The sequence below is a fragment of the Microbacterium sp. NPDC056569 genome (genome assembly GCF_042793475.1).
In the GTDB taxonomy this organism is placed as follows: domain Bacteria; phylum Actinomycetota; class Actinomycetes; order Actinomycetales; family Microbacteriaceae; genus Microbacterium.
On sequence record NZ_JBHTUV010000027.1, the window covers coordinates 1 to 15,698 of the forward strand.

Annotated in this window: 16 protein-coding genes; 7 read left to right on the forward strand and 9 right to left on the reverse strand. The window is 71.4% G+C overall.

What is annotated here, in order from left to right; all coding sequences use genetic code 11:
• Nucleotides 1–34: 34 nt before the first annotated feature.
• From ACFQ7C_RS20080 to ACFQ7C_RS20090, 3 genes are read right to left on the reverse strand one after another with little or no spacing between them, the layout of a single operon-like run.
• The gene (locus ACFQ7C_RS20080) at nt 35–868 is read right to left on the reverse strand and encodes an aldo/keto reductase (RefSeq protein ID WP_378905667.1); all 834 of its coding nucleotides are present in this window, start codon (nt 866–868) and stop codon (nt 35–37) included.
• A 52-nt stretch (nt 869–920) separates the two neighbouring features.
• Nucleotides 921–1,439: a hypothetical protein gene (locus ACFQ7C_RS20085; RefSeq protein ID WP_378905670.1), complete on the reverse strand. Its 519-nt coding sequence runs from the start codon at nt 1,437–1,439 to the stop codon at nt 921–923.
• On the reverse strand, nt 1,436–2,065 hold the full coding sequence (locus tag ACFQ7C_RS20090) for a TetR/AcrR family transcriptional regulator (RefSeq protein ID WP_378905673.1): 630 nt from the start codon (nt 2,063–2,065) through the stop codon (nt 1,436–1,438). Before ACFQ7C_RS20090 ends, ACFQ7C_RS20085 begins: the two co-directional genes overlap by 4 nt.
• A 100-nt stretch (nt 2,066–2,165) precedes the next feature.
• Between ACFQ7C_RS20090 and ACFQ7C_RS20095 the strand changes: the two genes are divergently transcribed.
• Nucleotides 2,166–3,218, forward strand: coding sequence for an agmatine/peptidylarginine deiminase (locus ACFQ7C_RS20095; protein WP_378905676.1), 1,053 nt, complete (start codon nt 2,166–2,168; stop codon nt 3,216–3,218).
• Complete coding sequence (locus ACFQ7C_RS20100; protein ID WP_378905679.1) at nt 3,215–4,945, forward strand: amidase; 1,731 nt, start codon at nt 3,215–3,217, stop codon at nt 4,943–4,945. Before ACFQ7C_RS20095 ends, ACFQ7C_RS20100 begins: the two co-directional genes overlap by 4 nt.
• A gap of 256 nt (nt 4,946–5,201) precedes the next feature.
• On the opposite strand, the gene ACFQ7C_RS20105 is transcribed toward ACFQ7C_RS20100, so the two are convergent.
• On the reverse strand, nt 5,202–6,269 hold the full coding sequence (locus ACFQ7C_RS20105; protein WP_378905682.1) for a class I SAM-dependent methyltransferase: 1,068 nt from the start codon (nt 6,267–6,269) through the stop codon (nt 5,202–5,204).
• Nucleotides 6,270–6,399: 130 nt separating this feature from the next.
• Here ACFQ7C_RS20105 and ACFQ7C_RS20110 point away from each other — a divergent pair, with 130 nt between their 5' ends.
• Nucleotides 6,400–7,416, forward strand: coding sequence for a GlxA family transcriptional regulator (locus tag ACFQ7C_RS20110; RefSeq protein ID WP_378905685.1), 1,017 nt, complete (start codon nt 6,400–6,402; stop codon nt 7,414–7,416).
• 10 nt (nt 7,417–7,426) lie between these two features.
• Here the strand turns inward: ACFQ7C_RS20110 and ACFQ7C_RS20115 are convergent, their stop codons facing one another.
• Nucleotides 7,427–8,902, reverse strand: a complete 1,476-nt coding sequence (locus ACFQ7C_RS20115; protein WP_378905688.1) for an MFS transporter — start codon at nt 8,900–8,902, stop codon at nt 7,427–7,429.
• A gap of 113 nt (nt 8,903–9,015) precedes the next feature.
• On the opposite strand from ACFQ7C_RS20115, the gene ACFQ7C_RS20120 reads away from it, so the two are divergent.
• Both ACFQ7C_RS20120 and ACFQ7C_RS20125 read left to right on the forward strand, forming a co-directional pair.
• Complete coding sequence (locus ACFQ7C_RS20120; protein ID WP_378905691.1) at nt 9,016–9,666, forward strand: TetR/AcrR family transcriptional regulator; 651 nt, start codon at nt 9,016–9,018, stop codon at nt 9,664–9,666.
• Between the two features lie 9 nt (nt 9,667–9,675).
• A complete protein-coding gene (locus ACFQ7C_RS20125; protein ID WP_378905694.1) occupies nt 9,676–10,536 on the forward strand; it encodes an esterase/lipase family protein in 861 nt (286 codons plus the stop codon).
• Between the two features lie 27 nt (nt 10,537–10,563).
• On the opposite strand, the gene ACFQ7C_RS20130 is transcribed toward ACFQ7C_RS20125, so the two are convergent.
• On the reverse strand, nt 10,564–11,169 hold the full coding sequence (locus ACFQ7C_RS20130) for a TetR/AcrR family transcriptional regulator (protein ID WP_378905696.1): 606 nt from the start codon (nt 11,167–11,169) through the stop codon (nt 10,564–10,566).
• A gap of 107 nt (nt 11,170–11,276) precedes the next feature.
• Here ACFQ7C_RS20130 and ACFQ7C_RS20135 point away from each other — a divergent pair, with 107 nt between their 5' ends.
• Nucleotides 11,277–12,032, forward strand: a complete 756-nt coding sequence (locus tag ACFQ7C_RS20135) for an SDR family NAD(P)-dependent oxidoreductase (RefSeq protein ID WP_378905700.1) — start codon at nt 11,277–11,279, stop codon at nt 12,030–12,032.
• 72 nt (nt 12,033–12,104) lie between these two features.
• Here the strand turns inward: ACFQ7C_RS20135 and ACFQ7C_RS20140 are convergent, their stop codons facing one another.
• The 3 genes from ACFQ7C_RS20140 to ACFQ7C_RS20150 form a co-directional block, all read right to left on the reverse strand.
• A complete protein-coding gene (locus ACFQ7C_RS20140; protein ID WP_378905704.1) occupies nt 12,105–12,578 on the reverse strand; it encodes a GNAT family N-acetyltransferase in 474 nt (157 codons plus the stop codon).
• On the reverse strand, nt 12,575–12,943 hold the full coding sequence (locus tag ACFQ7C_RS20145; RefSeq protein ID WP_378905706.1) for an HNH endonuclease: 369 nt from the start codon (nt 12,941–12,943) through the stop codon (nt 12,575–12,577). The genes ACFQ7C_RS20140 and ACFQ7C_RS20145 overlap by 4 nt, the downstream gene beginning before the upstream one ends.
• 82 nt (nt 12,944–13,025) lie before the next feature.
• Nucleotides 13,026–13,856, reverse strand: coding sequence for a Cof-type HAD-IIB family hydrolase (locus ACFQ7C_RS20150; protein ID WP_378905709.1), 831 nt, complete (start codon nt 13,854–13,856; stop codon nt 13,026–13,028).
• A 123-nt stretch (nt 13,857–13,979) separates the two neighbouring features.
• Here ACFQ7C_RS20150 and pgi point away from each other — a divergent pair, with 123 nt between their 5' ends.
• Entirely contained in the window at nt 13,980–15,659 is a 1,680-nt protein-coding gene (pgi, locus tag ACFQ7C_RS20155; RefSeq protein WP_378905712.1) for a glucose-6-phosphate isomerase, read from the forward strand.
• Nucleotides 15,660–15,698: the final 39 nt, after the last annotated feature.

The following is a 15,698-nucleotide window of genomic DNA, read 5'->3' on the forward strand; positions in this document are numbered from 1 at the left end:
GCCCGGCGCAGTGCGCCGGGCGGCAGCATCCGGGTCACATCTCTTCGTGGGTGAGCGGGTCGCCGTCCCACAGGCGGCCGCGCTCGAGTGCGCTGATCGCGGCGACCTGGTCGTCGGTGAGGGTGAAGCCGAACACGTCCGCGTTCTCACGCTGCCGGTCGGCGTCGCCCGACTTCGGGATCGGCGTGCTGCCGAGCTGCGTGTGCCACCGCAGCACCACCTGCGTCGGCGTCACGTCGTGCACCGTCGCGAGCTCGGTGAGGATCTGCTCGGTCAGCAGTTCGCTGCGCTTGGCGAGCGGACTCCAGCTCTCGGTGCGGATGCCGTGCGTCGCGTGGAACGCGCGGAGGTTCTCCTGCGGGAAGTACGGATGCATCTCGACCTGGTTCACCGAGGGCACGACGCCCGTCTCCTCGATGAGCTCGGTGAGCTGGTCCTCGGTGAAATTGGACACGCCGATCGAGCGGACGAGCCCCAGCTCGCGTGCCTCGATCAGGCCGCGCCACGTGTCGACGTACTTGCCGACGCTCGGGTTCGGCCAGTGGATCAGCTGCAGGTCGATGCGGTCGAGGCCGAGCCGGTCGAGCGAGCCCTTGATGCTGTCGATCGCCTCCTGCCGGCCGTGGTGGCGGCCGGGGATCTTCGAGACGACGAGCAGCTTGCCGCGGTCGACGTCGCTGCGGCGCACCGCCTCGCCGACCTCGCGCTCGTTCTCGTAGTTCACCGCGGTGTCGAGCAGGCGGTAGCCCGAGTCGATCGCCGACACGATGGCCTCGATCCCCTCCTCGCCCCGCAGGTCGTAGGTGCCGAGGCCCAGTTCAGGGAACCAGGCGCCGTCGTTCAAGGTCACGGAGGGGATCGCGCTCATGGTTCCATCCTGGCCCGGTTGCGCCGCCCGCGGGGCGGGTCGCCGCGGCGCGTCACGGTCGGTCGTCGACGTCGAGGATGCCCTCGGTCGCGGCGCGCTCGTCGGCGGCCGCGCTGTCGACGCGGTCGTCGTCGAGATCGGGGTCGAGCGGGCGGTCGTCGTCCAGCGCGGGATCGAGCGTGCCGTCCGCGTCGTCGTCCGTGCCGTCGGCGAGCGTGGGGTCGTCGTCGCCGCCGAGGGGCGCGGGGATGAGCGGTGGCTGATTGGACATGGCGTGCTCCTTTCGCTGCTCCGAACGTACGGGCGCGTCGTCGGAGGAGCGGAGGGGCTTGCGGCGCGGGGTCGCGAAGGGGTAGCCCTCCGCCGGCGATGGGTCGGCGGACGAGCGGATCCGCTCGCGTGGGCCCGGGATGCCGCGCTCGACGCGCGACCACGACCCGTCGTCCGCGCGCACGTCGTAGGCGGCGAACGCATACGCGATGCCCTTCGCGTTCTTGAGATCGGGCGTGTCCATGAGCTCCACGCGCGCGCGCGACGGCGGCGAGATCTCGTCCCACGAGGGGCGCGTCACGACGACACCACCACCGATCCGGGCCGGGCGCCGACGAGGGCCTCGGCCGCCCGGGCGGTGCGCGCGGCGAAGCGGGTCGTGTCGGTGCCGCGTGCGAGGGACTGCGCGTTGAGTCCGTCGATCATGCCGAGGAGCTCCCACGCCACCTCGCCGGGCTCGGTCGTCGCGAAGGCGCCGGTGCGGCATCCGTCCTCGACGATCGACTCGACGAGCGTCTGCCAGCGCTCCATCTGCGCCCGGACCGCGAGGGCGAGCGCGTCGTTGCGGCGGGCCATCGCCCAGCCCTCCACCCACACGACGGTGAGCTCCTCGCGTGCGCCGTCCATGAGGGTGTCGATCAGTGCGCCGAGCCTCGACGCGGGGTCGGCGACCGCGCCGACGACCCGCTCGACGTCGCGCACCTCGTCGTCGACGAGGTCGGCGTACACGCGCGCGACGAGGTCGTCCATGGACGGCTGGTAGTGCGCGACGAGGCCCGAGGCGACCCCCGCCCGCTCGGCGACGGCGCGCAGCGTGAGCGCGCTGAGTCCCTGCTCGCGGGCGATCGCGGTCGCCGCCGCGACGATCTCGGCCGCTCGTTCGGCGGGAGCCTTGCGGGTGCGCGGCCGTGACGATGTGCTTGACATGGTCTCGCCAGCATAGGTATCTTTCCTATTGATCGCTAGATCAATTACTCCGCGAGGCGCATCTGTTGCCGTCGCGACAACGCCGGACGAAGGGGCGACGATGGCCTGGAGGATGCCGCACGAGGGCGATCCGCACGAGCGCACGTGGATGGCGTTCCCGAACGAGGGGCCGACGCTCGGCGACGACCCCGCCGAGCAGGAGCGCTTCTACGCGGCGTGGAGCGCGGTGGCGAACGCCGTCGCCGGCTTCGAGCCCGTGACGATGCTCGTCGACCCGTCGAAGGCCGACCGCGCCCGGCGCACGCTCGACTCCGCCATCGACATCGTCGAGACGCCGGTGGACGAGTTCTGGTTCCGCGACCACGGACCGACGTTCGTCGTCGACGACGACCGTCCAGGCGAGCTCGGCGCCGTGGACTGGATCTTCAACGGCTGGGGCGCCCCCGAGTGGGCGTCGTGGGAGAAGGCCGCCCAGCACGCGCGCTTCACCGCGGACCTCGTGGGGGCCGAGGTCGTGAGCTCGCTGCTCGTGAACGAGGGCGGCGGCATCCACGTCGACGGCGAAGGCACGGTGCTCGTCACCGAGACCGTGCAGCTCGACCCGCGTCGCAACCGCTTCGCGGACCGCGCGCGCGTCGAGGCGGAGCTCCACCGCACCATCGGCGCCACGAAGGTCGTGTGGCTCCCCCGCGGCCTCACCCGCGACTACGACGAGTTCGGCACGAACGGCCACGTCGACATCGTGGCGACCATCCCGACGCCCGGTCGCGTGCTGCTGCACGCCCAGCAGAACCCCGAGCACCCCGACTTCGAGGTGTCGCGGGATCTGCGCGCCTTCCTTTCAGCGGAGACGGATGCCGCGGGCCGGCGCTTCGAGATCATCGACCTCCCCGCCCCCGAGGCGCTCCGCGACCACGAGGGCTTCGTAGACTACAGCTATGTCAACCACCTCGTCGTGAACGGCGGGATCATCGCGTGCGGCTTCGGTGAGGACCGCGCCGACGCTGAGGCCCGCGAGATCCTGGAGGCGGCCTACCCCGGACGCCGCGCCGTGACGGTCGACGCCCGCCAGATCTTCGCGGGCGGCGGCGGCATCCACTGCATCACCCAGCAGCAGCCGGCCCTTCGACAGGCTCAGGGACCGAATTCATGACCCGCCACTTCCCCGTCGTCGAGAAGACGATCGCCGAACTCCGCGCGGCCCTCGAGTCGGGCACCGTGACCAGCGTCGAACTGGTCGACGCCTACCTGGCCCGCATCGACGCGTACGACGCGCCGGGCACGGCGACCGCGCTCAATGCGGTGGTCGTGCGCAATCCCGACGCGCGGGCGGAGGCGGCAGCATCCGATCTCCGTCGCGCCGAAGGGCGCACGCTCGGGCCGCTCGACGGCATCCCGTACACGGCCAAGGATTCGTTCATGGCGAAGGGCCTCACCGTGGCGGCGGGGTCGCCGGCCTTCGCCGACCTCGTCGCGCAGCGCGACGCGTTCTCGATCGAGCGGCTGCGGCAGGCCGGTGCGGTGCTCATCGGACTCACGAACATGCCCCCCATGGCGAACGGCGGCATGCAGCGCGGCGTCTACGGCCGCGCCGAGAGCCCGTACAACGCCGAGTACCTGACCAGCGCGTTCGGCAGCGGGTCCTCCAACGGCTCCGGCACGGCGACGGCGGCGTCGTTCGCGGCGTTCGGCCTCGGCGAGGAGACGTGGTCGAGCGGCCGCGCGCCGGCGTCGAACAACGCGCTGTGCGCGTACACCCCGTCGCGCGGCGTCATCTCGGTGCGCGGCAACTGGCCGCTCGTGCCCACGATGGACGTCGTGGTCCCCCACACGCGCACGATGGCCGACCTGCTCGAGATCCTCGACGTGATGGTCGCCGACGATTCCGAGACCCGCGGCGACTTCTGGCGCGCGCAGCCGTGGATCGAGATCCCGGATGCCTCGGCCCTCCGTCCGGCGTCGTATCCGGCGCTCGCCTCGGCCGATGCCGACGCCGCCGCCGCGACCCTCGCGGGCCGCCGGTTCGGCGTGCCGCGCATGTACATCGACGCCGACGCCGAGGCCGGCACGAACCCGGACGGCGGGATCGGCGGACCGACCGGCACGCGGATCGATCCGCGGGCCTCCGTGCTCGCGCTGTGGGAGCGAGCGCGCATGGATCTCGAGGCGGCCGGTGCCGAGGTGGTCGAGGTCGACTTCCCGGTGGTGACGAACTACGAGGGCGACCGGCCGGGCGCCCCGACGATCACGACGCGGGGGCTGGTGACCGAGGAGTTCCTCCACCGCGAGATCGTGGACCTGTCGGCGTGGGCGTGGGACGACTTCCTGCGCGCGAACGGCGACCCCGGGCTCGACCGGCTCGACGACGTCGACGGCGCCGCGATCTTCCCCCACCCGGACGGCGCACTGCCCGATCGCTACACCGGATTCGACGACGACATCGCTACCTACCCGGCGCAGGTGCGCGAGCACCCGTACGCCTCGTTCGCCGACATCCCCGAGATCGAGGACGGGGTCCGGGGTCTCGAGGAGACACGGCGCATCGACCTCGAGGACTGGATGTCGATCCTCGGCCTCGACGCGGTGGTCTTCCCCGCGGTCGCCGACGTCGGACCCGCCGACATGGACGTGAACGAGACCTCCGCCGATCTCGGCTGGCGCAACGGCGTGTGGGTCGCCAACGGCAACCTCGCGATCCGCCACCTCGGCATCCCGACGGTCACCGTGCCGATGGGGACGATGGACGACACCGGGATGCCGGTCGGCCTGACGATCGCCGGGCGCGCGTACAGCGACCCCGACCTGCTCGCCTGGGCCGCGGCGTTCGAGGCGCTGCGGCCGCGCCGGACCGCTCCCCCGCGCACGCCGGAGCTCGACTGACGCGACGCCGGCGGCCGTTAGCGCTGTGCGGGGTCGGCCGCTGGTGCCGGTTCACGCCCCGTGGACGACCACACGGGCCGAGCGGGTGTGCGATCGTCACGCGGCCGCGACCTCGGGTCGGCCGCTGGTGCCGGTTCACGCCCCGAGCGCGACCACAGGGGCCGACTGGGTGCCGACCCTCGGAAAGCGCCACGACGGCGGCCCGCTCGGGGGCCGCCGTCGTGCACGTCTGAAGAGGGTCTTGCGCCGGCCGGGGTCAGAGCTTGGCCTCGATGATGAGGTTGAACGGCGTCTCGGCGACCACGCGGACGCGCGAGAAGCCGGCCTCGTTCAGCACCGCCGTGAGCCGCGCCGGCCCGGCCTGCGCCCCCAGCACGAGCTCGCCGCCGTCGGCGATGGCGTGCGCCGTGCAGATCATGCTCGAGGCCGCGTAGTACGTCTGCCCGACGATGTGGAGGTTGTCCTCCAGCCGGTCTGCGGCGTTGGGCTCGACCAGGAGCAGCGTGCCGTCCGCGGTCAGCGCCTCGGAGGCGTGCCGCAGCACGCCGACGGGGTCGCCCATGTCGTGCAGCGCGTCGAAGAAGCAGATCAGCCCGAACCCGCGGGCCTCGTATTCCTTGGCGCTCACCTGCTCGAACGCCGTACGGTCATCGACACCGGCCTCCCGTGCGTTGCGGCGCGCTTCCGAGATCGACGGCGCGTGCGTGTCGAATCCGTGGAACCGCGAGTGAGGGAACGCCTCGGCCATCAGCACCGTGGTGTGGCCGTGGCCCACGCCGACATCGGCGACGGCGATGCCGCGCTCGAGCGCAGGCACGACACCGTCCAGTGCGGGCAGCCACTGCGACACCAGACTCGCCCGGTACCCGTTGCGGTAGAACGCGGCGGTCCCATGGGCGAGACGCGGGTCGTGGTCGCCCCATGCGATCCCCTCGCCCGTGCGGAATGCGTGGAGCGCCCTCGCCTCATCGCTCCACATCGCCGCCGGGGTGTTCCAGGCGGGCGGCAGGTAGACGGGGCTGTCTTCGTCGGCCAGCACGAGCGCCTGCTCGGGCGTGAGTGAGAACGTGCCCGCCTCGGCGTCGTAGGCGACGTACCCTGCCGCGGCCTGCGAGGAGGCCCAGTCGCGCACGTACCGCTCGGCGCAGTCGGTGCGCTCGGCCAGCTGCTGCGAGGTCAGCGGTCCGGCCTCGGCCAGTGCGCGGTACAGACCCAGGCGCGCGCCCAGGCTCACCATCACCCCGAGGTAGCCGGCGCCGAGGTGATCCACGGCGCGCAGCACGAAGGCGTTGAGCGCGGTTTCGTCGACGGTGTTCGTCGTCATGGTGTCGGTCCCTTTCTGTTCGATCGACATCGGTGATTCCATGCTCGGGATGCCGCGCCCCCGTGTTCAGAGGCATCCGGACCCTCGTTCGGTCCATTCGTGCCACGATGTGGTTCGAGGAGGGCGAGCCATGCCCGCACGCACGCTCGACGTGAGCGTCATCGCGCTGCCCGACACCGGGGTCGCGACGATGTTCGGCGTGCTCGACGTGCTCAACTCCTTCGGGGTGATGGGCATCGGCGACCCCTCCGCTCCCGCGCCCTTCCGCGCGCGCATCGTCGGCGCCGAAGCCGGGCCCCTGATGGGCGTGAGCGGGATCCCCGTGCCGGTGTCGGAGGCGGTCACCGCCATCGAGCGGACCGACATCGTCATCGTCCCCTCGATCGTGCTCGGACCCGACGGCTGGCAGCGCGGGCGATATCCCGAGCTCGTCGACTGGGCGTCCCGCATGCACGAGCAAGGCGCGCTGCTCTGCTCGGCGTGCTCCGGGATCTTCCTCCTGGCCGAGACCGGCCGTTTCGACGACCGCGACGTGACGGTGCACTACGACTACGCCACGCAGCTGCGTGCCACCCATCCCGACGTGCGGGTGCATCCGGAGCGCGCGCTGCTCGTGACGGGCACGCGCGACGAGCTCATCACCTCCGGCGCATCGACCACCTGGCACGACCTCGTGCTCTACCTCACCGGCCGCTTCGCCGGCGCCGCACTCGCGCAGGAGACGGCCCGGATGTTCGCGCTGCAGTGGCACCAGGACGGCCTCGCGCCGTACATGGTGTTCGAAGGACGCAGCGACCACGGGGACGCGGTCGTCGCGGATGCGCAGGACTGGCTGCGGGCGCACTACTCGGTGGCCGCGCCCGTCGAACAGCTCGTGGTCCGCTCGGGGCTGGCCGAGCGCACTTTCAAGCGCCGCTTCACGGAGGCGACCGGGGTGAGCCCGCTCACGTACGTGCAGCGGCTGCGTGTGGAAGAGGCCAAGCGGCGGCTCGAGCAGACCGAGGACTCCGTCGAGGCGATCGGCTGGCACGTCGGCTATGAAGACCCGGCCTTCTTCCGGCGCCTGTTCAAGCGGGTGACCGGGCTGCCGCCGGGTGCCTATCGCAAGCGGTTCCGCGTGCCCGCGATCGAGGCCCGGCCCTCCTGAACCTGGTGGATCAGCGCAGCCCCGAGCGCAGGTCCTCTCCGGCCTCGCCGATCGTCGCGGCCGCGGAGGTCGCCGGGGCCGCAGCATCCGTCCCCTCGTCGTCGGTGTGGAGCGACGGGGGTGCTGCGGCATACGCGTCGGACAGCTCGCGGTAGGGCTTCGACACGAAGGCGAGCAGCACGACGAGCAGCAGCACCAGGCTCGCGCCGACGAACGCGAGCGCGATGCCCCGCGCCTCGCCGTCGCCCAGCAGCCAGCCCCACGCCTGCTGCCCCTCAGGCGACTCCATGTACGGGATGAGCCAGAACTGCGCGATGGGCCCGATCAGGAACGCCGAGACGGGTGCGGCCGCGGACTCCACGCTCGCCGCGAAGCCGAAGACGCGCCCCTGCTTCTCGAACGGCACGACCCGCTGCACGATCGTCTGCTCGGAGGCCTCGGCGATCGGCATGAGCGCCATGAAGATCAGGATGCCGAGCGCGTACAGCCACCACCACTCGCGGATCGCGAACGTCATGCCGAGCAGCGCGATGCCGATGTTGACCAGCAGCATCGTGCGCACGGGGTTCTTGCCGAGGCCGAACTTCGCCACGAGCGCGCCGCCGATGATGAACCCGAAGCTCGTCACGCCGAGGACGATGCCCCACATCTCGACCGAGAAGAGCGTCAGGCCGTAGGGGTCCATGAGGGCCATGAAGACCCCGCCCACGAGGTTGTTGAACGTCGAGAAGAGGATGAGGGCGAGAAGGCCGGGCACGGCCATGACCGCCGGGATCACGCCCTTGAAGCCGAAGCCCTTCGGCACCTCTCCCTCGACGTGCGCGACGCCGCGCTCGGGGATCGGGACGAACATCAGGTGGATCAGCGCGACCCCCGTGGCGGCGATCGCGATGGCGACCGTCCAGCCCATGCCCAGAAGCCCGATCGACAGGCCCGAGAACACGCTCGTCACCATGAAGGCGATGCCCTGCACGGCACCGACCAGGCCGTTGGCCTTGTCGCGCCGGTCCGCCGGCACGAGCAGCGTCACGGTCGTCGAGAGCGCGATGTTGCGGAGATTCTCGACGACCCCGCCGACCAGGATCACGCCCGCGAACGCCCAGAACCAGGGTCCGGTCCAGTCGAGCAGCGCGCTCTCGGGGAACGCCAGGAACATCGCGCCGGCGACGGTGTAGGCCGAGGCGGTCACGATGCTCGACAGGAGCATGACCGCCTTCTTCTTCATGTGGTCGACGAGCACGCCGAAGACGACGCCGAAGACCGCGACGAGCAGCATGTACGACCCGCCGATGATCGCCGTCGCGAGCACCGACTTGGTCTCGAGGTACACCCAGAAGGTCAGCGCGAACCACAGGTAGCTCGAGGTCACGTTCGCGAGGGCGGTGTTGACGAGCACCTGGTAGAACGCGCGCAGCGTGCGCGCGTCAGGCCTGTGCTGGACGGGATCTTCGGATGCTGCGGGCCCGGCGGGGCTCGGCTGGCTCATGACGATTCCTTCGGCGCGTTCACTGATGAGTGGGGAGGGCGAGGGTCTAGAGTGAATGTGGACACTGTTCACATTCGGTGTTCACAACGTACACACCCGGCCGGGAGGACGCAATGACTTCACCCGTGCGTGCCTATCATCACGGCCACCTCCGACACGCGCTGATCAGCGAAGGACTGCAGCTCGCACGCACCGGCGGCCCGGCCGCGGTGACCCTGCGCGAGGCGACCCGCGCCGCCGGCGTCTCGCCCAATGCCGCCTACCGGCACTTCGCCGATCGCGACACGCTCGTGCGCGCGGTCGCCCGCGAGGCGCAGCTCGCCCTCGCTGCCGCGATCACGGAGCGCGTCGCGGCGACTCCCGCCGACCTCTCCCCCGCCGCCGCCGCGATCGAGCGGCTGCGTCGTGTGGGTCTCGCGTACATCGACTTCGCCCGCAGCGAGCGCGGGTGGTTCGAGACCGCGTTCTTCACGCAGGACACGCACGCGAACGCCGGCATCGTCACGCTCGACGACGAGATCGTCGCGCCCTTCCGGCTCCTGATGGACACCCTCGACGCGATGGTGGAGGCCGGCGCCCTCTCGCCCGAGCGCCGCCCCTACGCCGAGTGGGCGTGCTGGTCGGCCGTCCACGGCTTCGCCGACATCGCCGTGCACGGCCCGGTGCGGTGGCAGCCGGCATCCGTCATCGATGCCCTGGCAGCGTCCGTCGTCGAGGCCGCGATCACCGGCGTGCGCGGAACCCCCGACGCTCCGCCCTCGTAGACTGCGCGCATGGCCGACCCGGCGAGCTCCGCCTCCGTCCCGCGCCCGTCGACGCTGCGGCGCGGACTCTCCTGGATCGCCGACTACGTGTACGCCGGCCGCCGGCAGCTCGCCGTGTTCTCCCTGCCCTGGTCGATCGGCCGCCCCAGACCGGTGCCGCACGCGTGGCGGCGCGGCGATCCCGCACTGCCCGAGGTCTACCTCATCCCCGGGGTGTACGAGCACTGGACCTTCCTGCGCCCGCTCGGCGACGCGCTCGCCTCCGCGGGCCATCGTGTCGCTGTCGTCCACGGGCTCGGGGTGAACCGCCGCACCATCTCCTCCACCGCGGATCGCCTCGGCGAGCTGCTCGCCCGGACGCCGGCTCCCGACGCGGGGCGCGTGCTCGTCGCGCACAGCAAGGGCGGGCTCATCGGCAAGCACCTCCTCGTCTCCTCGGGTGCGGCTGCGCGCGCCGCGGCGGAGGCGGCAGCCGGCGGCGATCCGGCCGACGCCGCCGCCCGCGCGACCGATGACGGTCGCCCGCTGGGTCTTCTCGGCCTCGTCGCCGTCGCGACGCCGTTCGGCGGCTCGCGGCTGGCACGACTCTTCGTCGTGCCGAGCATCCGCGCCTTCCGCCCCAAGGACGAGACGATCCTCACCCTCGGACGCGAGACGTCGGTCAACGGCCGCATCGTGTCGGTGTTCGGACCGTGGGACCCCCACATCCCCGAGGGGAGCGCCCTCGACGGCGCGACCAACATCGCGGTGCCGACGCCCGGCCACTTCCGGGTGCTCGGCGCGCGTGCGACGCAGCGCGCCGTGCTCGACGGCATCGCGCTCCTCGGCCGGCCCGCCGACACCGCGCCCTCCGGAATCGCGAGAGGGTAGATATCCGCACGGCGCCCGTGCGGAGATCTACCCTCTCGCGGCGCCGTCGGCCGGCTCAGGCGGGCGGTGCGGCCACCAGTCGGGCAGCAGGGCGAGGTAGATGCGCAGGAAGTCTTCGACGCGCGGAGACGGATGCTGCAGCCATCCGTCGATGATCCCCACGGTGCCGTCCGCCAGGAAGCGGGCGGCGGCGTCCGTCACACTCTGGGCGGAGACGCCCGCAGCCGAGACGGGGATCTCCACGCGGCCGCGCTCCAGGAGCGTCTCGGTCGAGCCCCGGAAATGCCGGCTCAGCATGGCATGGAGCGCTCCCCCACCGTCGGCGAGCTCGCGGCGGTAGATGTCGACGTGCCGGAGGATGTGGCGCAGCACGCCCTCGGTGACCGTCGCGACGGCGGTGGCGGCATCCGATCGGTCGTTCATCAGTTCGTCGCGCAGCACGTCGAGCTCCGCGGTGAGCGCGGCCTCGACGAGGCCCTCGGGCGAATCTGCGTGCTCGTAGAACGTCGAGCGGTGGACGCCCGCCGCATCGGCGAGCTGCGTGACCGTCAGGCTCGAGATCGGCTGATCCGCGGCGAGCTCGAGCGCCGCGCCGAACAGGCGGTCGCGACTGCGCTGCTTGCGGGGATCCATCGCGCCTCCGGGAATCTTTTCGACAGGTGTAGGTTAACTCATACATACCCGACAAATGTCGGAGAAGTGATCGGCGCCACGCGATGACGCCACCAACGGAGGTAATCATGGCTACGTACGATGTCGCGGAGCGTTCCGCCATCGTCACCGGCGCAGGATCCGGCATCGGCCGGGCGGTCGCCCTCACCCTCGCCGACAACGGCGCGGCGGTACTCGTCGCGGACGTGCGACAGGAGGCCGCGGCCGCGGTCGTCGCCGAGATCACCGGCGCCGGCGGCACGGCGGCCGCATTCGTCGGCGACGTCTCGGATCCGGCGGTCGGGCAGGCGGCCGTCGAGGCCGCAGAGGCCCTCGCTCCCCTGCGGATCGCGGTCAACAACGCCGGGATCGGCGGCGCTGCGGCGCCGATCGGCGAGTACCCGATCGACTCGTGGCAGAAGGTCATCGAGATCAACCTGAACGCGGTGTTCTACGGCACGCGCGCGCAGGCGCCCGCGATCGCGAAGAACGGCGGCGGCTCGATCGTCAACATCTCGTCGGTGCTCGGCTCGGTCGGCATCCCGATGTCATCGGCGTACGTCGCCGCCAAGCACGGCGTCGTCGGCCTCACCAAGAACGCGGCCCTCGAGTACGGCACGCAGGGCGTGCGCGTGAACGCGGTAGGCCCCGGCTTCATCCACACTCCCCTCGTCGACGCGAACCTCGACGCCGACGCGCAGACGGCTCTCGCCGCCAAGCACGCTCTGGGTCGCCTCGGCGATGCGCAGGAGGTCGCGAACCTCGTGGCGTTCCTCGCCTCGGATGCCGCCACCTTCGTCAGCGGCAGCTACCACCTCGTCGACGGCGGCTACGCCGCGCAGTAGCATCCGTTCCTCCCGGAACCAGCGGCCCGCGTGCACCCGAAGCGCGCGGGCCGCTTCCCTTCCGCGCGATGCCTACGACTGCGGCGGAGTCCAGACCAGCGTGTGACCGGTCGCGGTGAACGCCTCGTTGCCGGCGAGCTTGCCGGTCGTGGTCGACTCGAGCACGAAGCCGACCGCCTCATAGAAGTCGCGGGCGGCGTTGCCGTCCAGTACCTCGAGCTCGACGCGTCCGCCGGAGCGGGCGACGAAATGCTCGACCAGCGCGCGGCCGATCCCGCGGCGGTACAGGCCCGGGTCCACGTAGATCCACGTGATCTCGCCGCCGTCGGGCCCGACATTGCCGGCGATGAAGCCCGCGACCGCGCCATCGGCCTCCGCGACCCACACCTCGTCGTCGAAGAGGCCCTCGTTCTCGTACGTGTCGGCGAGGTCGAGGTAGGCCTCGAGCAGGCCGGCTCCGCGCAGCTCGTCGAGACGCGCGGCGTCGTGGACGCGGCAGATGTCGTCCCAGTCGCGGGACTCGTAGGGACGGATGCTGAGACTCACAGCGCCTCTCCTGGAGCGGGGACGCTGCCGCGCCATGCGGCGAGCACCTCGACGTGGCGCAGCAGGAACGCCCGTTCGTCGAGCCGCTTGCGGCGGAGCCACCCCGTCACCTCGTCATTGCTCTTGCTCGCGTTGCACGACCGGCACGCGGGCACGACGTTCTCGAACGTGTACCGGCCGCCGCGCGAGATGGGCAGCACGCAGTCCTTCTGGAACGGGCCCGCCACCATGCCGCAGTAAGCGCACGCACCCCACGCCTCGACGAGGGCCTCCCACTCGTCGAGCGTGAGGTCGTTGTCGGCGGCGGCCACCCGCCGCGCGCGGCGCCGCGCCGCGCGGGCACGCCTGGTCTGACTCACCGCCATGCTCGGAGCCTATTCCCCGCGGCGCGCTCAGCCCTGTCGACCCGCCCCGGCCCTCGCGAGTGCTCACATCGGACGGGCAGGCTCAGGCGACGGGGTCGGGCACGCCGTCCAAGAGCTTCGCGATCGTCGTGATCACGCCGTGCTCCAGGTTCGACGGCGCGCGGAAGCGCGCCCGCGCCGCGACGTCGGGGTGGGCGTTGGCCATCGCGAACGACAGGGACGCGGCATCCATCATCTCGAGGTCGTTGAGGTAGTCGCCGAACACCGCCGTCTGCGCGGGCGTGATGCCGGTCGCAGCCTGCAGGCGCCGCAGTGCGACGCCCTTGTTGACGCCCTGGTTCATGACGTCGATCCAGTGCTCGCCCGACACGACCACCTGGTGCGTGGCGCGGAGGTCCTCGAGCGCCGGAGCGGTGGCCGCGGCATCCGCGAAGTCGAAGATCGCGACCTTGAGGATCTGGTCGTCGACCGCCAGCAGGTCGGGCACGGCCGCGAGCCGGGCGTAGTACTTCTCCGCCTCGGGGAGGAACGCGTCGTCGGCGCGCTCGATGTAGGCGGAGCGCTTGCCGCACACCACGACCCCGAGATCGCGCCCCGCCGCGGCGAGCGCGCGCAGGCGCGTGACGAGCGACGCCGTGAATGCGGCATCCATCGCGTCCGAACTGATCTCGGTGTCGCCCTCGACGACATACGCGCCGTTCTCGGCGATGAACACCATGTCGTCGAGGTGCTCCGCGAAGGCGCGCTGGAGGGTCGCGAGCTGCCGCCCGCTCGCCGGAGCGAAGCGGATGCCGCCCGCGTGCAGGCGGTCCAGCAGAGGCCAGAGTGCGTCGGGGATGCGGCCGTGGCCGTCGAGGAGCGTGCCGTCCATGTCGACGGCGATGAGGCGCAGGTCGGGCGAGGGGAAAGGCATGGTGCTCCCAGCCTACGTTCGCCTCCCTGACCGTCAGGCGAGACACCGGGCTCACAAGGCAGCGGCACGAGCAGTGAGTAACGCGTAACCAACGCGCGTATCGGCCCGAGTACCTTAGGGGGCGTGACCGCTCCCGTCGATGCCACCGCCACCTCCGCCTGGGCCGAGCTCAGCTCGATCCGCGACTCGTTCGCCCCCGATCTGCGCGACTGGTTCGCCATCGATCCGCGTCGCGCCGAGCGCCTCAGCTTCGAGCTCGCCGACCTGCACGTCGACCTGTCGAAGAACCTCGTGACCGACGAGATCCTTGCGGCCCTCGTGCGCCTCGCCGAAGAGACCGGCGTCGCCGAGCGCTACGCGGCGATGGTCGCCGGCGAGCACATCAACACCACCGAGGACCGCGCGGTGCTCCACACCGCGCTGCGCCGCCCGGCCGGCGCCCAGCCCGCGCTCGTCGTCGACGGTCAGGACGTCGACGCCGACGTGCAGTCGGTGCTCACCGCCATGACCGCGTTCGCCGACCGCGTGCGCTCGGGCGAGTGGCAGGGCGTGACCGGCAAGAAGGTCACGCACATCGTCAACATCGGCATCGGCGGCTCCGACCTCGGCCCCGTCATGATCTCGGCGGCGCTCGAGCCCTATGCCACGGCGGGCATCCAGGCCCGCTTCGTGTCGAACATCGACCCGTTCGACCTCGCGAACAAGACCAAGGACCTCGACCCCGAGACCACGCTGTTCATCGTCGCGTCGAAGACCTTCACGACGCTCGAGACCCTGACCAACGCGCGCCTCGCGCGCGACTGGCTGTGGGCCGGGCTCGAGAAGGCGGGTGCGATCGACGGTTCCGACGAGGCGAAGACGGATGCCGTCGCCCACCACTTCGTCGCCGTCTCGACCGCGCTCGACAAGGTGGCCGCGTTCGGCATCGACCCCGTGAACGCGTTCGGGTTCTGGGATTGGGTCGGCGGCCGCTACTCCGTGGACTCGGCCATCGGCCTCTCGCTCATGATCGAGCTCGGCCCCGACGTGTTCCGCGAACTGCTCGCCGGGTTCCATGCGGTCGACGAGCACGTGGCGAACACGCCGCTCGAGCGCAACGTGCCGGTGCTGATGGGCCTCCTCAACGTCTGGTACTCGAACTTCCTCGGCGCCCAGTCGCACGCGGTGCTGCCCTACGCCCAGCAGCTCTCGCGCTTCGCCGCCTACCTGCAGCAGCTGACCATGGAGTCCAACGGCAAGTCGGTCCGCTGGGACGGGAGCCCGGTGACGACCGACACCGGCGAGGTGTTCTGGGGCGAGCCGGGCACCAACGGCCAGCACGCGTTCTACCAGCTCATCCACCAGGGCACGCGCCTGATCCCCGCAGACTTCATCGCCTTCGCGAACCCCGCCTACGCGCTGGAGGACGGCGGCCGCGACGTGCACGGCCTGTTCCTCTCCAACTTCCTCGCGCAGACCAAGGCGCTGGCGTTCGGCAAGACCGCGGAAGAGGTGGAGGCCGAGGGCACGACCGGCGCTCTCGTCGCAGCCCGCACCTTCGCGGGCAACAAGCCGACGACGTCGATCTTCGCGCCGGCGCTGACCCCCGCCGTGCTCGGCCAGCTCGTGGCGCTCTACGAGCACATCACCTTCACCCAGGGCGTCATCTGGGGCGTCAACTCGTTCGACCAGTGGGGTGTCGAGCTCGGCAAGCAGCTGGCCCTCCAGATCGCGCCCGCGATCGAGGGCGACGCGGCGGCGATCGCGGCTCAGGATGCCTCGACCCGCGCGCTCCTGGCGTACTACAGCGAGCACCGCAAGTAGCAGCGAACGGATGCTGCGGCCCGGCGCACGGCGCCGGGC

Coding starts and splice junctions, on each gene's coding strand:
- ACFQ7C_RS20115 (WP_378905688.1), bottom strand. CDS start 8,902: ATGAGCCAGCCGAGCCCCGCCGGGCCCGCAGCATCCGAAGATCCCGTC.
- ACFQ7C_RS20105 (WP_378905682.1), bottom strand. CDS start 6,269: ATGACGACGAACACCGTCGACGAAACCGCGCTCAACGCCTTCGTGCTG.
- ACFQ7C_RS20145 (WP_378905706.1), bottom strand. CDS start 12,943: ATGGCGGTGAGTCAGACCAGGCGTGCCCGCGCGGCGCGGCGCCGCGCG.
- ACFQ7C_RS20110 (WP_378905685.1), top strand. CDS start 6,400: ATGCCCGCACGCACGCTCGACGTGAGCGTCATCGCGCTGCCCGACACC.
- ACFQ7C_RS20125 (WP_378905694.1), top strand. CDS start 9,676: ATGGCCGACCCGGCGAGCTCCGCCTCCGTCCCGCGCCCGTCGACGCTG.
- ACFQ7C_RS20135 (WP_378905700.1), top strand. CDS start 11,277: ATGGCTACGTACGATGTCGCGGAGCGTTCCGCCATCGTCACCGGCGCA.
- ACFQ7C_RS20080 (WP_378905667.1), bottom strand. CDS start 868: ATGAGCGCGATCCCCTCCGTGACCTTGAACGACGGCGCCTGGTTCCCT.
- ACFQ7C_RS20120 (WP_378905691.1), top strand. CDS start 9,016: ATGACTTCACCCGTGCGTGCCTATCATCACGGCCACCTCCGACACGCG.
- ACFQ7C_RS20095 (WP_378905676.1), top strand. CDS start 2,166: ATGGCCTGGAGGATGCCGCACGAGGGCGATCCGCACGAGCGCACGTGG.
- ACFQ7C_RS20130 (WP_378905696.1), bottom strand. CDS start 11,169: ATGGATCCCCGCAAGCAGCGCAGTCGCGACCGCCTGTTCGGCGCGGCG.
- ACFQ7C_RS20100 (WP_378905679.1), top strand. CDS start 3,215: ATGACCCGCCACTTCCCCGTCGTCGAGAAGACGATCGCCGAACTCCGC.
- ACFQ7C_RS20090 (WP_378905673.1), bottom strand. CDS start 2,065: ATGTCAAGCACATCGTCACGGCCGCGCACCCGCAAGGCTCCCGCCGAA.
- ACFQ7C_RS20150 (WP_378905709.1), bottom strand. CDS start 13,856: ATGCCTTTCCCCTCGCCCGACCTGCGCCTCATCGCCGTCGACATGGAC.